Origin of the sequence: Streptomyces sp. NPDC056480, from assembly GCF_042795405.1 — a bacterium.
GTDB lineage: Bacteria > Actinomycetota > Actinomycetes > Streptomycetales > Streptomycetaceae > Streptomyces.
Window position 1 is genome coordinate 18857 of the sequence record NZ_JBHTSA010000065.1, and the last position, 16526, is coordinate 35382.

Genomic DNA, 16526 nt, shown 5'->3' on the forward strand with positions numbered 1-16526 from the left:
TATGGGACTCGAAGAGAAACTCCCGAGCGGCTTTCTGCTGACGACGGTCGAACAGGCCGCGGGCTGGGTGCGCAAGGCGTCCGTGTTCCCCGCGACCTTCGGCCTCGCCTGCTGCGCCATCGAGATGATGACCACCGGAGCCGGCCGGTACGACCTGGCCCGCTTCGGCATGGAGGTCTTCCGCGGCTCACCGCGCCAGGCCGACCTGATGATCGTGGCCGGCCGGGTCAGCCAGAAGATGGCGCCGGTCCTGAGGCAGGTCTACGACCAGATGCCCAACCCCAAGTGGGTCATCTCCATGGGCGTCTGCGCCTCCTCGGGCGGCATGTTCAACAACTACGCGATCGTCCAGGGCGTCGACCACATCGTGCCGGTCGACATCTACCTGCCCGGCTGCCCGCCGCGGCCGGAGATGCTGCTCGACGCGATCCTCAAGCTCCACCAGAAGATCCAGGGCTCCAAGCTCGGCGTGAACGCCGAGGAGGCGGCCCGGGAGGCGGAGGAGGCGGCGCTCAAGGCGCTGCCGACGATTGAACTGAAGGGTCTGCTCCGGTGAGCGACGAGACACCCAACCCCGAGAAGGACCTCAGCGCGCAGAACCTGCCGGGGCAGCGCGGGGAGCACGGCGAGGAGGTCCGCGTCCAGCGCGGCATGTTCGGCGCCGACAAAGGCGGCGACACCTCCGGCTACGGCGGACTCGTCCGCTCGATCCGGCTCCCCGGCCCGGCCTCCCGCCCCTACGGCGGCTGGTTCGACGAGGTGGCCGACGAACTCGAGGGCGCACTCGAGGAGCAGGGCCTGCTCCCCGAGAACGCCATCGAGAGGACGGTCGTCGACCGGGACGAGCTCACCTTCCACGTCGAGCGGGAGCACCTCGTCCGCGTCGCCCGGACCCTCCGCGACGACCCGGCGCTCCGCTTCGAGCTCTGCACCGGCGTCTCGGGCGTCCACTACCCGGGCGACAAGGGCCGCGAGCTGCACGCCGTCTACCACCTGCGCTCGCTCACCCACGGCCGGCTGATCCGCCTGGAGACGTCCGCCCCGGACACCGACCCGCACCTGCCGTCGCTCGTCGCGGTCTACCCGACGAACGACTGGCACGAGCGCGAGACGTACGACTTCTTCGGCATCGTCTTCGACGGCCACCCCGCCCTCACCCGGATCATGATGCCGGACGACTGGCAGGGGCACCCGCAGCGCAAGGACTACCCCCTCGGCGGCATCGCCATCGAGTACAAGGGCGCCCAGATCCCGGCTCCGGACCAGCGGAGGTCGTACAGCTGATGTCCACGTCCCACGCGTCTCCCCGAGAGACCACAGAAGGCACCGTCTACACGGTGACCGGCGGCGACTGGGAAGAGGTCGTCCAGTCGGCGGCCAAGGCCGACGACGAGCGCATCATCGTCAACATGGGCCCCCAGCACCCGTCCACCCACGGCGTGCTCCGGCTCATCCTGGAGATCGACGGCGAGACCGTCACCGAGGCCCGCTGCGGCATCGGCTACCTCCACACCGGCATCGAGAAGAACCTCGAGTACCGGACCTGGACGCAGGGCACCACCTTCGTCACGCGCATGGACTACCTCACCTCGTTCTACAACGAGACGGCGTACTGCCTGGGCGTGGAGAAGCTGCTCGGCATCACCGACCAGATCCCGGACCGGGCCAGCGTCATCCGCGTCCTGCTGATGGAGCTCAACCGGCTCTCCTCCCACCTGGTGTGCATCGCCACCGGCGGCATGGAGCTCGGCGCCACCACGATCATGATCTACGGCTTCCGGGACCGAGAGATGATCCTGGACCTGTACGAGCTGATCACCGGCCTGCGCATGAACCACGCGTTCATCCGCCCCGGCGGCCTCGCCCAGGACCTGCCGCCCGGTGCCGTCGACGCCGTGCGCGAGTTCGTGAAGACCATGAAGAAGAACCTGCCGGAGTACGACAAGCTCGCCACCGGCAACCCCATCTTCAAGGCCCGCATGCAGGACGTCGGCTACCTCGACCTCACCGGCTGCATGGCGCTCGGTGCCACCGGACCGATCCTGCGCTCGGCGGGCCTCCCGCACGACCTGCGCAAGACCGACCCGTACTGCGGCTACGAGGACTACGACTTCGAGGTCCCCACCGCCGACACCTGCGACTCCTACGGACGCTTCCTCGTCCGCCTGGAGGAGATGCGGCAGTCCCTCCGGATCGTCGAGCAGTGCCTCGACCGTCTGGAGCCGGGCGACGTCATGGTCGGCGACAAGAAGATCGCCTGGCCCGCGCAGCTCGCGCTCGGCGCCGACGGCCTCGGCAACTCGATGGACCACATCGCGAAGATCATGGGCACCTCCATGGAGGCCCTGATCCACCACTTCAAGCTGGTCACCGAGGGCTTCCGGGTCCCGGCCGGACAGGCCTACGCGGCCGTCGAGTCGCCCAAGGGCGAGCTCGGCGTGCACGTCGTCTCCGACGGCGGCACCCGCCCCTTCCGGGTCCACTTCCGCGACCCGTCCTTCACCAACCTCCAGGCCATGGCCGCGATGTGCGAGGGCGGCCAGGTCGCCGACGTCATCGTCGCCGTCGCCTCCATCGACCCCGTGATGGGAGGCGTCGACCGATGACCGACCAGATCAGTCTGGGCATGCCCCAGCTCCCCGCCCCCGCGTACCCGGCCGAGGTCCACGCCCGCCTGACCGAGGACGCGCGCGCGATCATCGACCGCTACCCGGACTCCCGCTCCGCGCTCCTGCCGATGCTGCACCTCGTGCAGTCGGAGGAGGGCCATGTCACCCGTACCGGCATGGCGTTCTGCGCCGAGACCCTCGGCCTGACCACCGCCGAGGTCACCGCCGTCGCCACCTTCTACACGATGTACCGCCGCAAGCCCTCCGGCGACTACCAGGTCGGCGTCTGTACGAACACGCTCTGCGCGGTCATGGGCGGCGACGCCATCTTCGAGGAGCTCAAGGAGCACCTCGCCGTCGGCAACAACGAGACCACCGACGACGGCAAGATCACGCTCGAGCACATCGAGTGCAACGCGGCCTGCGACTTCGCCCCCGTGGTGATGGTCAACTGGGAGTTCTTCGACAACCAGACCCCCGAGTCCGCCAAGCGCATGGTCGACGACCTGCGGGCCGGCCGGACCGTCGAACCCACCCGCGGCGCCCCGATCTGCACGTTCAAGGAGACCGCCCGCATCCTCGCCGGCTTCCCCGACGAGCGCCCGGGCGCCGTCGAGGCCACCGGCGGCGCGGGTCCCGCCTCGCTCGTGGGACTCCGACTCGCCAAGGGCGAGCAGCCGCACCACCGAATCGTCCACCCGCGTGGTGAGACCTCCGGTCAGGAGGGGGAGTGATGACCTTGGCCGCCGAGATCAACAACAGCAGCCCCGAGAAGCTCCTGTCGCCCGTCCTCTCCGCCTTCTGGGACCAGCCCGACTCCTGGACCCTGGAGACGTACGAGCGGCACGAGGGATACCAGGGGCTCAGGCGGGCCCTCGCGATGAGCCCCGACGCCCTCATCGCGTACGTCAAGGAATCCGGCCTCCGCGGTCGCGGCGGCGCAGGCTTCCCCACCGGCATGAAGTGGCAGTTCATCCCGCAGGGCGACGGCAAGCCGCACTACCTCGTCGTCAACGCCGACGAGTCCGAGCCCGGCACCTGCAAGGACATCCCCCTCCTCTTCGCCAACCCGCACTCCCTCATCGAGGGAATGATCATCGCCTGCTACGCGATCCGCTCCGAGCACGCGTTCATCTATCTGCGCGGCGAGGTCGTCCCCGTGCTGCGCCGCCTCCACGAGGCGGTGCGCGAGGCGTACGCCGCCGGCTACCTCGGCCGGGACGTCCTCGGCAGCGGACTGAACCTGGACATCACCGTGCACGCCGGCGCCGGCGCGTACATCTGCGGTGAGGAGACCGCGCTGCTCGACTCGCTCGAAGGGCGCCGCGGCCAGCCCCGGCTGCGCCCGCCCTTCCCCGCGGTCGCCGGTCTGTACGCCTGCCCCACCGTGGTGAACAACGTCGAGTCCATCGCGTCCGTTCCCGCGATCCTCAACCGGGGCAAGGAGTGGTTCACCTCGATGGGCAGCGAGAAGTCCCCGGGCTTCACGCTGTACTCGCTGTCCGGGCACGTCACCTCGCCCGGCCAGTACGAGGCCCCCCTCGGCATCACCCTGCGCCAGCTCCTCGACATGAGCGGCGGCATGCGCCCCGGCCACCGGCTCAAGTTCTGGACGCCCGGCGGCTCCTCCACCCCGATGTTCACCGACGAACACCTCGACGTGCCCCTCGACTACGAGGGCGTCGGCGCCGCCGGATCGATGCTCGGCACCAAGGCGCTCCAGTGCTTCGACGAGACCACCTGCGTCGTCCGCGCCGTCACCCGCTGGACCGAGTTCTACGCCCACGAGTCCTGCGGCAAGTGCACGCCCTGCCGCGAAGGCACGTACTGGCTCGTCCAGTTGCTCAGGGACATCGAGGCCGGCAAGGGCAAGCTGTCCGACCTCGACAAGCTCAACGACATCGCCGACAACATCAACGGCAAGTCGTTCTGCGCCCTCGGCGACGGCGCCGCCTCGCCGATCTTCTCCTCGCTCAAGTACTTCCGCGAGGAGTACGAGCAGCACATCACCGGCCGCGGCTGCCCCTTCGACCCGGCCAAGTCGACCGCCTGGGCGGACAACCACAAGGAGGTGACCGCATGACCGTCACCACGCCCCAGCCCGCCGGCGGCGGCAGCCCGGCCGTACCACCGGAAGATCTCGTCTCGCTGACGATCGACGGCATCGAGATCTCCGTCCCCAAGGGGACCCTGGTCATCCGCGCCGCCGAACAGCTCGGCATCGAGATCCCGCGCTTCTGCGACCACCCGCTCCTCGACCCCGCCGGCGCCTGCCGCCAGTGCATCGTCGAGGTCGAGGGCCAGCGCAAGCCGATGGCCTCCTGCACCATCACCTGCACCGACGGCATGGTGGTGAAGTCACAGCTCACCAGCCCCGTCGCCGAGAAGGCCCAGCACGGTGTGATGGAGCTGCTGCTCGTCAACCACCCGCTGGACTGCCCCGTCTGCGACAAGGGCGGCGAGTGCCCCCTGCAGAACCAGGCCATGTCCCACGGGCAGTCCGAGTCCCGCTTCGAGGGCGTCAAGCGCACCTACGAGAAGCCGGTCCCGATCTCCACCCAGGTGCTGCTCGACCGCGAGCGCTGCGTCCTGTGCGCCCGCTGCACCCGCTTCTCCAACCAGGTCGCCGGCGACCCGATGATCGAACTCATCGAGCGCGGCGCCCTCCAGCAGGTCGGCACCGGCGAGGGCGACCCCTTCGAGTCGTACTTCTCCGGCAACACCATCCAGATCTGCCCGGTCGGCGCCCTCACCTCGGCCGCCTACCGCTTCCGCTCCCGCCCCTTCGACCTCGTCTCCTCGCCTTCCGTGTGCGAGCAGTGCGCCGGCGGCTGCGCCACCCGCACCGACCACCGGCGCGGCAAGGTCATGCGGCGGCTCGCCGCCGACGACCCGGAGGTCAACGAGGAGTGGATCTGCGACAAGGGCCGCTTCGGCTTCCGGTACGCCCAGCAGCGCGACCGGCTCACCACCCCGCTGGTCCGCAACCCCGACACCGGTGAACTGGAGCCCGCGTCCTGGCCCGAGGCCCTGGAGGCGGCCGCCCGCGGACTCGTCCGCGGCCGCACCGGCGTCCTCACCGGCGGCAGGCTGACCGTCGAGGACTCCTACGCGTACGCCAAGTTCGCCCGGGTCGCCCTCGACACCAACGACATCGACTTCCGGGCCCGCATCCACTCCGGCGAGGAGACCGACTTCCTGGCCTCCGCCGTCGCGGGCCGCGGCCGTGACCTGGACGGCACGGGCGTCACGTACACCTCGCTCGAAGCCGCCCCGGCCGTCCTCCTCGTCGGCATCGAATCCGAGGAGGAGGCCCCCGGCGTCTTCCTGCGGCTCCGCAAGGCCTGGCGCAAGCACGGCCAGAAGACCTACGCGGTCGCCGCCTTCGCCACCCGCGGCCTGGAGAAGTCGGGCGGCACCCTGCTGCCCGCCGCCCCCGGCACCGAGACCGAGTGGCTCGACGCGCTCACCTCCCGGGTCGGCCTCGAAGGCGACGGACTCGCCGCCGCCGAGGCCCTCCGCCAGGACGGCGCCGTCCTCGTCGTCGGCGAGCGCCTCGCCGGCGTCCCCGGCGCGCTGACCGCCGCCCTGCGCGCCTCCGCCGCCACCGGCGCCCGGCTCGTGTGGATCCCGCGCCGCTCCGGCGAACGCGGAGCCGTCGAAGCCGGAGCGCTCCCCGCGCTGCTGCCCGGCGGCCGGCCCGCGACCAACCCGCGCGCGCGTGAGGAGGTCGCCGCCGCCTGGGGCGTCCGCGAACTCCCGCACGGCTACGGCCGCGACACCGGCCAGATCGTGGAGGCCGCCGCCACCGGCGAACTCGCCGCCCTCCTCGTCGGCGCCGTCGAGGTCTCCGACCTCCCGGACCCGGCACGCGCGCGGGAGGCCCTCGACGCGGCCTTCGTCGTCTCCCTCGAGCTGCGGCCCAGCGAGGTCACCGCACGCGCCGACGTCGTCCTCCCGGTCGCCGCCGTCGCCGAGAAGCCCGGCACCTTCCTCAACTGGGAGGGCCGGGCGCGGATGTTCGAGGCCGCGCTCAAGCCCGAGCAGATGACCCGGCCCCTGGCCCCGGCCGACGCGCGCGTGCTCCACATGCTCGCCGACGCCCTCGACGCCCACCTGGCGCTGCCCGACCTCAGGGCCGTACGCCGGGAACTCGACCGGCTCGGCGGCTGGACGGAGGAGCGGGCCTCCGAGCCCGTCGAGCCCGGCCAGTCCGCGCCGCGGCCCGGCGACGGCGAGGCCGTCCTCGCCGGACACCGGATGCTGCTCGACCTCGGCCGGCTCCAGGAGGGCGACACCGCCCTCGCGGGCACCCGGCACGCGGCCGTCGCCCGGCTCTCCGCCGCCACCGCCGCCGACACCGGCGTCAAGGACGGCGACACCCTCGAAGTCACCGGCCCCGCGGGCTCCGTCGCCTTCCCGCTCCGGGTCACCGAGATGCCCGACCGCGTCGTCTGGCTCCCGCTGAACTCGGCCGGGCGCGGTGTCCTCTCCGACACCGGCGCCCACCCCGGCGACCTGGTCCGCATCGGCCCGGCGACCCCGAGCCCCGTCGATGTCACGGAGGTGCAGGCATGACCACGCCGCTCGCCGCCGAAGACCTGTCCATGTTCGGAACGGACCCCTGGTGGCTCGTCCTGATCAAGGCCGTCTTCTGCTTCGCCTTCCTGATGATCACCGTGCTGTTCTCCATCGTGTGGGAACGCAAGGTCGTCGCCTGGATGCAGCTGCGCATCGGCCCCAACCGGCACGGCCCCTGGGGCCTCCTCCAGTCCCTCGCGGACGGCGTCAAGCTGATGCTCAAGGAGGACGTGATCGTCAAGAAGGCCGACAAGGTCGTCTACGTCCTCGCCCCGATCATCGCCGCCATCCCGGCGTTCATGGCGATCGCCGTGATCCCCTTCGGGCCGGCCGGCAACGAGGTGTCGATCTTCGGTCAGCGCACCTCGATGCAGCTCACCGACCTGCCGATCGCGATGCTGTACGTCCTCGCGGTCGCCTCCGTCGGCATCTACGGCATCGTCCTCGCCGGCTGGTCCTCCGGCTCCACGTACCCGCTGCTCGGCGGTCTGCGCTCCTGCGCGCAGATGATCTCGTACGAGATCGCCATGGGCGCGGCCTTCGCCTCCGTCTTCCTCTACTCGGGGTCGATGTCGACCTCGGCGATCGTCGAGGCGCAGGCCGACCGCTGGTTCGTGATCCTGCTGCCGGTCTCGTTCATCATCTACATCGTCACGATGGTCGGCGAGACGAACCGCGCCCCGTTCGACATGCCGGAGTCCGAGGGCGACCTCGTCGGCGGCTTCAACACCGAGTACTCGTCGATCAAGTTCGCGCTGTTCATGCTCGCCGAGTACGTGAACATGGTGACGGTCTCGGCCGTGTCGGTGACGCTCTTCCTGGGCGGCTGGCGTGCCCCGTACCCGGTCTCCACCTTCTGGGAGGGCGCGAACCACGGCTGGTGGCCGATGCTCTGGTTCGTCATCAAGGTGCAGCTGCTGCTCTTCTTCTTCATCTGGCTCCGCGGCACGCTGCCCCGCGTCCGCTACGACCAGCTGATGAAGCTCGGCTGGAAGGTCCTCATCCCGGTCTCCGTGGTCTGGCTGATGCTGGTCGCCACCGTCCGGGCGCTCCGGAACGAGAACATCGCCTTCGGCAACATCGTCCTGTACGTCGCCGGAGCCGTCCTCGGACTGCTGCTGCTCTCCTTCGTGGTCGACGTGTTCCGCGACCGCAAGGCGAAGGCCGCGGCGCCCCCCGCGGAGGACACCCGCTCCTTCGACCCGATGGCCGGAGGCTTCCCCGTACCGCCCAAGCCCGGACAGTCCCTGCCGCCCGTGCCGCGGCGCAGTCCGCGACGGGACGGGGACCTCGTTGTCAGTGGCGCCCCCGATACTGCTACTGCGAGTGATGGAAAGGAGACGGACGGTGTCTGATTTCCAGAATCCGGTGGCCGGCTTCGGCGTGACCTTCAAGGCCATGTTCAAGAAGCGGCTGACCGAGCAGTACCCGGAGCAGCAGAAGACGACGGCGCCCCGCTTCCACGGCCGGCACCAGCTCAACCGTCACCCCGACGGTCTGGAGAAGTGCGTCGGCTGCGAGTTGTGCGCCTGGGCCTGTCCCGCCGACGCCATCTACGTCGAGGGCGCGGACAACACGGACGAGGAGCGCTACTCCCCGGGCGAGCGGTACGGCCGCGTCTACCAGATCAACTACGCCCGCTGCATCCTCTGCGGACTCTGCATCGAGGCCTGCCCCACCCGGGCGCTGACGATGACCAACGAGTTCGAACTGGCCGACTCCTCCCGCGAGAACCTGATCTACACCAAGGAGCAGCTCCTCGCGGGCCTCGAGGACACCATGGTCGACTCGCCGCACGCGATCTTCCCGGGCATGACGGAGCAGGACTACTACCTGGGCCTCGTCGAAGGGGCCGCGCCGGGGACGGTCCGCCAGGTCGCCGTGTCCAAGGGGGAGAAGGGCGAGCCGGAGGGGGCGGGCGCATGAGCAACCTCGCGGCCTACGCAACCTCGTCCGGTGAGGCCTTCCAGTTCTGGGTCCTCGGCACCGTCGCCGTCGTCGGCGCCCTCTGCACGATCCTGATGAGGCGGGCCGTGCACTCGGCGCTCTGCCTCGCCGGAACCATGATCATCCTGGCGGTCTTCTACCTGGCCAACGGGGCGTACTTCCTCGGCATCGTCCAGATCGTCGTCTACACCGGCGCGATCATGATGCTCTTCCTCTTCGTCGTCATGCTGGTCGGTGTCACGGCCGCGGACTCGCTGAAGGAGACCATCAAGGGCCAGCGCTGGTGGGCCGTCGCCTGCGGCCTCGGCTTCGGCATCCTGCTCGCCGCCGGCATCGGCAACGCCTCGCTGAAGGAGTTCGCCGGACTCGGTGCCGCGAACAGCGCCCACGGCGGAAACGTCGAGGGCCTCGCCGCCCTCATCTTCACCAAGTACGTCTTCGCCTTCGAGATCACCGGCGCGCTCCTCATCACCGCCGCCGTCGGCGCGATGGTGCTCACCCACCGCGAGCGCACCGAGAAGGCCCGCACCCAGCGCGAACTCTCCGAGCAGCGCGTACGCGAGGGCACGCACGTGCCGCCGCTGCCCGCGCCCGGCGTCTACGCCCGGCACAACGCCGTGGACATCGCCGGCCTGCTGCCCGACGGCACGCCCGCGGAGCTCACCGTCATGCAGACCCTGCGCAAGCGGGGTCAGATCCGGGACGTGTCCACCGAGGCCATCGCCGACCTCAAGGCCCTGGAGCAGCGCTCCGAGGAGCGGCTCGGCCGGGACCGGGACGAAGAGGAGGCCACCCGGTGAATCCCGTCAACTACCTGTACCTCGCCGCCCTGCTGTTCACCATCGGTGCGGTCGGGGTCCTGATCCGGCGCAACGCGATCGTGGTCTTCATGTGCGTCGAGCTCATGCTCAACGCCTGCAACCTCGCGTTCGTCACCTTCTCCCGCATGCACGGAAACCTCGACGGCCAGATCATCGCGTTCTTCACGATGGTCGTCGCCGCCGCGGAGGTCGTCGTCGGGCTCGCGATCATCGTGTCCGTCTTCCGTGCCCGCCACTCGGCCTCGGTCGACGACGCCAGCCTGATGAAGCTGTGAGGGGCTGACCGTGGAAAATCTCATTGCGCTGCTCATCGGGGCACCCCTGCTCGGCGCGGCCGTCCTGCTCCTGGGAGGACGGCGGCTCGACAAGGTCGGGCACTGGATCGGCACGCTCTTCGCGGCCGCCTCCTTCGCCATCGGCCTCGCGCTCTTCGCCGACATGCTCGGCAAGAGCGCCGACGACCGGGCCCTGCACCAGCGGCTCTTCACCTGGATCCCCGTCGAGGGCTTCCAGGCGGACATGGCCTTCCAGCTCGACCAGCTGTCGATGACCTTCGTCCTGCTGATCAGCGGGGTCGGCACGCTCATCCACGTCTACTCCATCGGATACATGGAGCACGACGAGCGCCGCCGCCGCTTCTTCGGCTACCTCAACCTGTTCGTCGCGGCGATGCTCCTGCTCGTCCTCGCCGACAACTACCTGCTCCTCTACTTCGGCTGGGAGGGCGTCGGCCTCGCCTCGTACCTCCTGATCGGCTTCTGGCAGCACAAGCCCACCGCGGCCACCGCCGCGAAGAAGGCCTTCCTGGTCAACAGGGTCGGCGACATGGGCCTCTCCATCGCCATCATGATCATGTTCACCACGTTCGGCACCTTCGCCTTCGGGCCGGTGCTGGCGTCGACCGGCGAGGCCAGTGAGGGCACGCTGACCGCGATCGGTCTGATGCTGCTCCTCGCCGCCTGCGGCAAGTCGGCCCAGGTGCCGCTGCAGTCCTGGCTCGGGGACGCGATGGAGGGCCCGACCCCGGTCTCGGCCCTCATCCACGCGGCCACGATGGTGACCGCCGGTGTCTATCTGATCGTCCGCTCCGCCGACATCTTCAACGCCGCGCCGGACGCGCAGCTGGTCGTCACCGTCGTCGGCGCGGTCACGCTCCTCTTCGGTGCGATCGTCGGTTGCGCCAAGGACGACATCAAGAAGGCCCTCGCCGGCTCGACGATGTCGCAGATCGGCTACATGATCCTGGCCGCCGGCCTCGGCCCCATCGGCTACGTCTTCGCGATCATGCACCTGGTGACCCACGGCTTCTTCAAGGCCGGTCTGTTCCTCGGCGCCGGTTCGGTCATGCACGGCATGAACGACGAGGTCGACATGCGGAAGTACGGCGGCCTGCGGAAGTACATGCCGGTCACCTTCGTCACCTTCGGTCTCGGCTACCTCGCGATCATCGGATTCCCCGGTCTGTCCGGCTTCTTCTCCAAGGACAAGATCATCGAGGCGGCCTTCGCCAAGGGCGGCACCGAGGGCTGGATCCTCGGCGCGGTCACCCTGCTCGGCGCGGCCATCACCGCGTACTACATGACCCGCGTGATGCTGATGACCTTCTTCGGCGAGAAGCGCTGGCAGCCCGACGCGGACGGCAACCCGCCGCACCCGCACGAGTCGCCCAAGTCCATGGTCGTCCCCATGGTCCTGCTCGCCGTCGGCTCCGTCGCCGCGGGCGCGATCTTCGAGTTCGCCGGCTTCGTCGAATGGCTGGAGCCGGTCACCGGCTACGACCACGGCCACTCGCCGCTCAGCGCCGCCACCGTCACCACCGCCACCGTCGCCGTCATGGTGATCGGCGTCGCCCTCGCGTACGTCCAGTACGGGCGCAAGCCCGTCCCGGTCGTCGCCCCGCGCGGCTCGCTCCTCACCCGGGCCGCCCGCCGCGACCTCCTCCAGGACGACCTCAACCACGCCGTGTTCGTCCGCGGCGGCACCCACCTGACCCGCTCGCTCGTCTACGTCGACCACACCCTGGTCGACGGCGTGGTCAACGGCACCGCGGCCTCCGTCGGCGGACTCTCCGGCCGGCTGCGCAAGCTCCAGAACGGCTACGCCCGCTCGTACGCGGTCTCCATGTTCGGAGGTACGGCGGTGCTGATCGCCGCGACCCTGCTGATGAGGGCGGTGTAACCACCATGTCATTCCCGCTCCTTACGGTGACGGCAGCGGTTCCGGCGGTCGGTGCGATCCTCACCGCCGCCGTCCCCGCCGCCCGCCGCACCGCCGCCAAGTGGCTGGCGCTGCTCGTCTCGCTCGCCACGCTCGTGCTCGCCGCCGTCGTCTTCGTACGGTTCGAGCCCGGCGGCGAGCGGTACCAGCTGACCGAGTCCCACTCCTGGATCAAGGACTTCGGCGTCCGGTACGAGCTCGGGGTCGACGGCATCGGGGTCGCGCTCATCGCGCTGACCGCGCTGCTGATCCCGTTCATCATCCTGGCCGGCTGGCACGACGCCGACCCCCTGGAGACCTCCTCCAAGCGGTGGCGGCCCACCCAGGGCTTCTTCGCGCTGATCCTCATGGTCGAGGCGATGGTGATCCTCTCCTTCGAGGCCACCGACGTCTTCCTCTTCTACATCCTGTTCGAAGCCATGCTCATCCCGATGTACTTCCTCATCGGCGGCTTCGGTGACCGCGCCCACACGGGCTCCGACGAGAACGCGGCGGCCCAGCGCTCCTACGCCGCCGTCAAGTTCCTCCTCTACAACCTGGTCGGCGGCCTCATCATGCTGGCCGCCGTCATCGGGCTCTACGTGGTCGCGGGGAACTTCTCGCTCACCGAGATCGCCGAGGCCCGGGCCAACGGCTCGCTGGAGATGGCGACCAGCACCGAGCGGTGGCTGTTCCTCGGCTTCTTCTTCGCCTTCGCGGTGAAGGCCCCGCTCTGGCCGCTGCACACCTGGCTGCCGAACGCGATGGGGGAGGCGACCGCCCCGGTGGCCGTCCTCATCACCGCCGTCGTCGACAAGGTCGGCACCTTCGCGATGCTCCGCTTCTGCCTCGGACTCTTCCCCGAGGCGAGCAAGTGGGCCACCCCCGCGATCGTCGTCCTCGCCCTCATCAGCATCGTGTACGGGGCGCTGCTCGCCGTCGGCCAGCGCGACATCAAGCGTCTGGTCGCCTACGCGTCGATCTCGCACTTCGGCTTCATCATCCTGGGCATCTTCGCGATGACCACCCAGGGCCAGTCCGGCGCCACGCTCTACATGGTCAACCACGGCATCTCGACCGCCGCCCTGATGCTCGTAGCCGGCTTCCTGATCTCCCGGCGGGGCTCTCGGCTCATCGCCGACTACGGCGGTGTGCAGAAGGTCGCCCCGGTGCTCGCCGGCACCTTCCTCATCGGCGGTCTCGCGACCCTGTCGCTGCCCGGACTCGCCCCGTTCGTCAGCGAGTTCCTCGTCCTGGTCGGCACGTACGCCCGCTACCCGGTGGCCGGTGTCATCGCCACCACCGGCATCGTCCTCGCCGCGCTCTACACCCTCGTCCTGTACCAGCGGACGATGACCGGGCCGGTGAAGGAGGAGGTACGGGAGCTGCCCGACCTGCGGGTGCGTGAACTCGCGGTCGTCGTGCCGCTGATCGCCGTCCTGATCTTCCTCGGGGTCTTCCCGAAGCCGCTGACGGACGTCGTCAACCCGGCCGTGCAGCACACCATGTCCGACGTCCAGCAGAAGGACCCCCAGCCAGAAGTGGAGGCGGCCAAGTGAGCTCGATCGCCGTCGCATCCTCTGTCCACAGCCTGTGGACGACCGCTGCCGAACCGCTGGACAAGATCCCGGCACCCCACATCGAGTACGTCCAGCTCTCGCCCGTACTCATCGTGCTCGGCGCCGCGATCGTCAGCGTCCTCGTCGAGGCCTTCGTGCCCCGCAAGGCCCGCTACCACAGCCAGGTCTTCCTCAGCGTCGTGGCGCTCGTCGCCGCCTTCGCCGCCATCGTCGGCCTCGCGGCCGGCGGATACGGCTCCACCAAGGCCCACATCGCGGCCATGGGCGCCATCGCCGTCGACGGACCCGCCCTCTTCCTCCAGGGCACCATTCTCCTCGCCTCCGTCGTCGCGATCTTCACCTTCGCCGAGCGCAGGCTCGACCCGGCCGACCACGGCCACAAGGTCGACTCCTTCGCCGCCGAGGCCGCCGCCGTCCCCGGCAGCGACCACGAGAAGGCCGCCGTCAAGGCCGGGTTCACCACCACCGAGGTCTTCCCGCTCGCCCTCTTCGCCATCGCCGGCATGCTCGTCTTCCCGGCCGCCAACGACCTCCTGACGCTCTTCGTCGCCCTGGAGGTCTTCTCCCTCCCTCTGTACCTGCTCTGCGCCGTCGCCCGCCGCAAGCGGCTGATGTCGCAGGAGGCGGCCGTCAAGTACTTCCTGCTCGGCGCCTTCTCCTCGGCCTTCCTGCTCTTCGGGATCGCCCTGCTCTACGGCTACGCGGGCTCCGTCTCGTACGCCACCATCGCCCAGGTCGTCGACGGCTCCATCGCCACCGTCAACCCGGCGCTCGCCGACACCATGGGCAACGACGCACTGCTGCTCATCGGCTTCGCGATGGTCCTCACCGGGCTCCTCTTCAAGGTCGGCGCCGTGCCGTTCCACATGTGGACCCCGGACGTCTACCAGGGCGCCCCGACCCCGGTCACCGGCTTCATGGCCGCCGCGACCAAGGTCGCCGCCTTCGGCGCCCTGCTCCGCCTGCTGTACGTGGTGCTGCCCGGCCTCACCTGGGACTGGCGGCCGGTCATGTGGGGCGTCGCCATCGTCACCATGCTGGGCGGTGCGATCGTCGCCATCACCCAGACCGACATCAAGCGGCTCCTCGCCTACTCGTCGATCGCGCACGCGGGCTTCCTGCTCGCCGGTGTCATCGCGGCCACGCCCAGCGGAATCTCGTCCGTCCTCTTCTACCTGGGCGCCTACTCCTTCGTGACCATCGGCGCCTTCGCCGTCGTCACCCTGGTCAGGGACGCGGGCGGCGAGGCCACCCACCTCTCCAAGTGGGCCGGCCTCGGGCGCCGTTCGCCGCTCGTCGCGGCGGTCTTCGCGGTGTTCCTGCTCGCCTTCGCCGGCATTCCGCTGACCTCCGGCTTCTCCGGCAAGTTCGCGGTCTTCAAGGCGGCGGCCGACGGCGGCGCGGGCGCGCTCGTCGTGGTCGGTGTGATCTCCTCGGCGATCGCCGCGTTCTTCTACATCCGGGTCATCGTGCTCATGTTCTTCAGCGAGCCGAAGGCGGACGGCCCCACGGTCGCCGTGCCCTCGGCCCTGACGACGGTCACGATCGCGGCGGGCGTGGCGGTCACGCTGGTCCTCGGCTTCGCGCCCCAGTACTTCCTGGACCTCGCGAACCAGGCGAGCGTGTTCGTCCGGTAGCTCCGGCCGCACGCGTGAGGGGCCCGGCTCGGGGGCGAGCCGGGCCCTTCGCCGTACGCGGGGGTGACCCGGGGGAGGGAGGCGTGCCATCGTGGCAACCGCCCCCAGTGGTCTGTACCAGTCGAGGAGAGGGAGCCGCACCATGAGCGGCACGACCGCCTTACCCGGAACCCCCTGCACCGCCCCCAGGGCCGGCGACCCGCCCATGCACCGCCTGGAGGTCAGGCTGCCCGACCAGGTCCCCTTCGCCGTCGGGACCTTCGACACCATCGGCCCCATGTCCAGGGCCGCCTTCCCGCACCGGCACACCTTCTACGAGATCGTCCACGTCACCGCCGGGACCGGCACCCATGTCGTGGACCTCGCCCGCTGGGAGCTCCACCCGCCCCACCTGGGCCTCATCCTGCCCGGGCAGCTGCACCACTGGGAGGACGCCCGGGGCCTGGACGGCACCGTCGTCCTCTTCACCGAGGACTTCCTCCTCGACCACCCCGGCGACCGGGACCTCCTGCGCCGCCTCGGTGAGCGGCCCTGGCTCACCCTCGACGGACCCGCGCACGCGCGCACCGGCCGCCTCATGGGCGAACTCATCGAGGAGTACGGCCACGGCGCCGACGGCTTCGCGACCGTCCTGCGCTCCCTCCTGCACGTCCTCCTGGTCCGTACGGCGAGACTGCGCGGCCCCGGCACCCACGCGCCTCCGTCGGGCAGACCCGCGGCCGTCGCCGAGGAGTTCGCCCGCCTGCTCGCCCGTACCGGAACGGCAGGGGTGACCGTGCGCGAGTGCGCCGAGCTGATCGGCGTCACCCCGGGCTACCTCGCCGAATCCGTCAGGGCCGCCACCGGCCGCACCCCCGGCGCGCTGCTCCGCGAGGCGCGCTCCCGCGAGGCCCAACGGCTGCTCGTCGGAACCGGCCTTTCGATCCGTCAGGTGGCCGCCCGGGTCGGCTTCGACGACCCCGCGTACTTCTGCCGCTTCTTCCGCCGCGAGACCGGCCTCAGCCCCGGGGACTTCCGGAGGTCCCACGAACGGAGGCGCGGCGAAGGGACGCCCGGCGAAGGGAAGCGCGGCGAAGGGAAGCGCGGCGAACGGAAACACCACGACCGCCGCGATCCGTCCATCGAAGGTGCCGCCCGGCCCGCCTAGGTTCAGTG

The 16526-nt window shown here is 70.1% G+C and carries 14 protein-coding genes; all 14 read left to right on the forward strand.

Annotation, left to right across the window (positions count from 1 at the left end; all coding sequences use genetic code 11):
* The first annotated feature begins 1 nt into the window (after position 1).
* The 14 genes from ACFQ79_RS25585 (at position 2) to ACFQ79_RS25650 (ending at position 16518) form a co-directional block, all read left to right on the forward strand.
* Positions 2-556: an NADH-quinone oxidoreductase subunit B family protein gene (locus tag ACFQ79_RS25585; RefSeq protein WP_319310819.1), complete on the forward strand. Its 555-nt coding sequence runs from the start codon at positions 2-4 to the stop codon at positions 554-556.
* Positions 553-1284 (forward strand): NADH-quinone oxidoreductase subunit C, encoded by a 732-nt coding sequence (locus ACFQ79_RS25590; RefSeq protein ID WP_383587355.1) that lies wholly within the window; start codon positions 553-555, stop codon positions 1282-1284. Before ACFQ79_RS25585 ends, ACFQ79_RS25590 begins: the two co-directional genes overlap by 4 nt.
* Entirely contained in the window at positions 1284-2606 is a 1323-nt protein-coding gene (locus tag ACFQ79_RS25595; protein ID WP_383587358.1) for an NADH-quinone oxidoreductase subunit D, read from the forward strand. Before ACFQ79_RS25590 ends, ACFQ79_RS25595 begins: the two co-directional genes overlap by 1 nt.
* A complete protein-coding gene (gene nuoE, locus ACFQ79_RS25600) occupies positions 2603-3343 on the forward strand; it encodes an NADH-quinone oxidoreductase subunit NuoE (protein ID WP_030318838.1) in 741 nt (246 codons plus the stop codon). Before ACFQ79_RS25595 ends, nuoE begins: the two co-directional genes overlap by 4 nt.
* Positions 3340-4692, forward strand: coding sequence for an NADH-quinone oxidoreductase subunit NuoF (nuoF, locus tag ACFQ79_RS25605; protein WP_383587361.1), 1353 nt, complete (start codon positions 3340-3342; stop codon positions 4690-4692). The genes nuoE and nuoF overlap by 4 nt, the downstream gene beginning before the upstream one ends.
* Positions 4689-7187 (forward strand): NADH-quinone oxidoreductase subunit G, encoded by a 2499-nt coding sequence (locus tag ACFQ79_RS25610; protein ID WP_383587364.1) that lies wholly within the window; start codon positions 4689-4691, stop codon positions 7185-7187. Before nuoF ends, ACFQ79_RS25610 begins: the two co-directional genes overlap by 4 nt.
* Positions 7184-8545, forward strand: a complete 1362-nt coding sequence (gene nuoH / locus ACFQ79_RS25615; protein WP_383587367.1) for an NADH-quinone oxidoreductase subunit NuoH — start codon at positions 7184-7186, stop codon at positions 8543-8545. Before ACFQ79_RS25610 ends, nuoH begins: the two co-directional genes overlap by 4 nt.
* Entirely contained in the window at positions 8520-9116 is a 597-nt protein-coding gene (gene nuoI / locus ACFQ79_RS25620) for an NADH-quinone oxidoreductase subunit NuoI (protein WP_383587370.1), read from the forward strand. The genes nuoH and nuoI overlap by 26 nt, the downstream gene beginning before the upstream one ends.
* Positions 9113-9937 carry an NADH-quinone oxidoreductase subunit J gene (locus tag ACFQ79_RS25625; RefSeq protein WP_383587373.1) on the forward strand — a complete coding sequence of 275 codons (825 nt, stop codon included), beginning with the start codon at positions 9113-9115 and terminating at the stop codon, positions 9935-9937. Before nuoI ends, ACFQ79_RS25625 begins: the two co-directional genes overlap by 4 nt.
* Positions 9934-10233: an NADH-quinone oxidoreductase subunit NuoK gene (gene nuoK, locus ACFQ79_RS25630; RefSeq protein WP_189800457.1), complete on the forward strand. Its 300-nt coding sequence runs from the start codon at positions 9934-9936 to the stop codon at positions 10231-10233. Before ACFQ79_RS25625 ends, nuoK begins: the two co-directional genes overlap by 4 nt.
* Positions 10234-10243: 10 nt before the next feature.
* Positions 10244-12136 (forward strand): NADH-quinone oxidoreductase subunit L, encoded by a 1893-nt coding sequence (nuoL, locus tag ACFQ79_RS25635; protein ID WP_383587377.1) that lies wholly within the window; start codon positions 10244-10246, stop codon positions 12134-12136.
* Positions 12137-12141: 5 nt separating this feature from the next.
* Positions 12142-13713: an NADH-quinone oxidoreductase subunit M gene (locus ACFQ79_RS25640; protein WP_383587379.1), complete on the forward strand. Its 1572-nt coding sequence runs from the start codon at positions 12142-12144 to the stop codon at positions 13711-13713.
* The gene (nuoN, locus tag ACFQ79_RS25645) at positions 13710-15371 is read left to right on the forward strand and encodes an NADH-quinone oxidoreductase subunit NuoN (RefSeq protein ID WP_383587382.1); all 1662 of its coding nucleotides are present in this window, start codon (positions 13710-13712) and stop codon (positions 15369-15371) included. Before ACFQ79_RS25640 ends, nuoN begins: the two co-directional genes overlap by 4 nt.
* A 142-nt stretch (positions 15372-15513) precedes the next feature.
* Complete coding sequence (locus ACFQ79_RS25650; RefSeq protein ID WP_383587385.1) at positions 15514-16518, forward strand: helix-turn-helix domain-containing protein; 1005 nt, start codon at positions 15514-15516, stop codon at positions 16516-16518.
* Positions 16519-16526 lie beyond the last annotated feature (8 nt).

Bases quoted from the DNA above. Each gene is read 5' to 3' on its own strand.
- ACFQ79_RS25585 (WP_319310819.1), top strand. From the start codon at position 2: ATGGGACTCGAAGAGAAACTCCCGAGCGGCTTTCTGCTGACGACGGTC.
- nuoH (WP_383587367.1), top strand. From the start codon at position 7,184: ATGACCACGCCGCTCGCCGCCGAAGACCTGTCCATGTTCGGAACGGAC.
- ACFQ79_RS25640 (WP_383587379.1), top strand. From the start codon at position 12,142: ATGTCATTCCCGCTCCTTACGGTGACGGCAGCGGTTCCGGCGGTCGGT.
- nuoE (WP_030318838.1), top strand. From the start codon at position 2,603: ATGACCGACCAGATCAGTCTGGGCATGCCCCAGCTCCCCGCCCCCGCG.
- ACFQ79_RS25610 (WP_383587364.1), top strand. From the start codon at position 4,689: ATGACCGTCACCACGCCCCAGCCCGCCGGCGGCGGCAGCCCGGCCGTA.
- nuoI (WP_383587370.1), top strand. From the start codon at position 8,520: ATGGAAAGGAGACGGACGGTGTCTGATTTCCAGAATCCGGTGGCCGGC.
- ACFQ79_RS25625 (WP_383587373.1), top strand. From the start codon at position 9,113: ATGAGCAACCTCGCGGCCTACGCAACCTCGTCCGGTGAGGCCTTCCAG.
- ACFQ79_RS25595 (WP_383587358.1), top strand. From the start codon at position 1,284: ATGTCCACGTCCCACGCGTCTCCCCGAGAGACCACAGAAGGCACCGTC.
- ACFQ79_RS25650 (WP_383587385.1), top strand. From the start codon at position 15,514: ATGAGCGGCACGACCGCCTTACCCGGAACCCCCTGCACCGCCCCCAGG.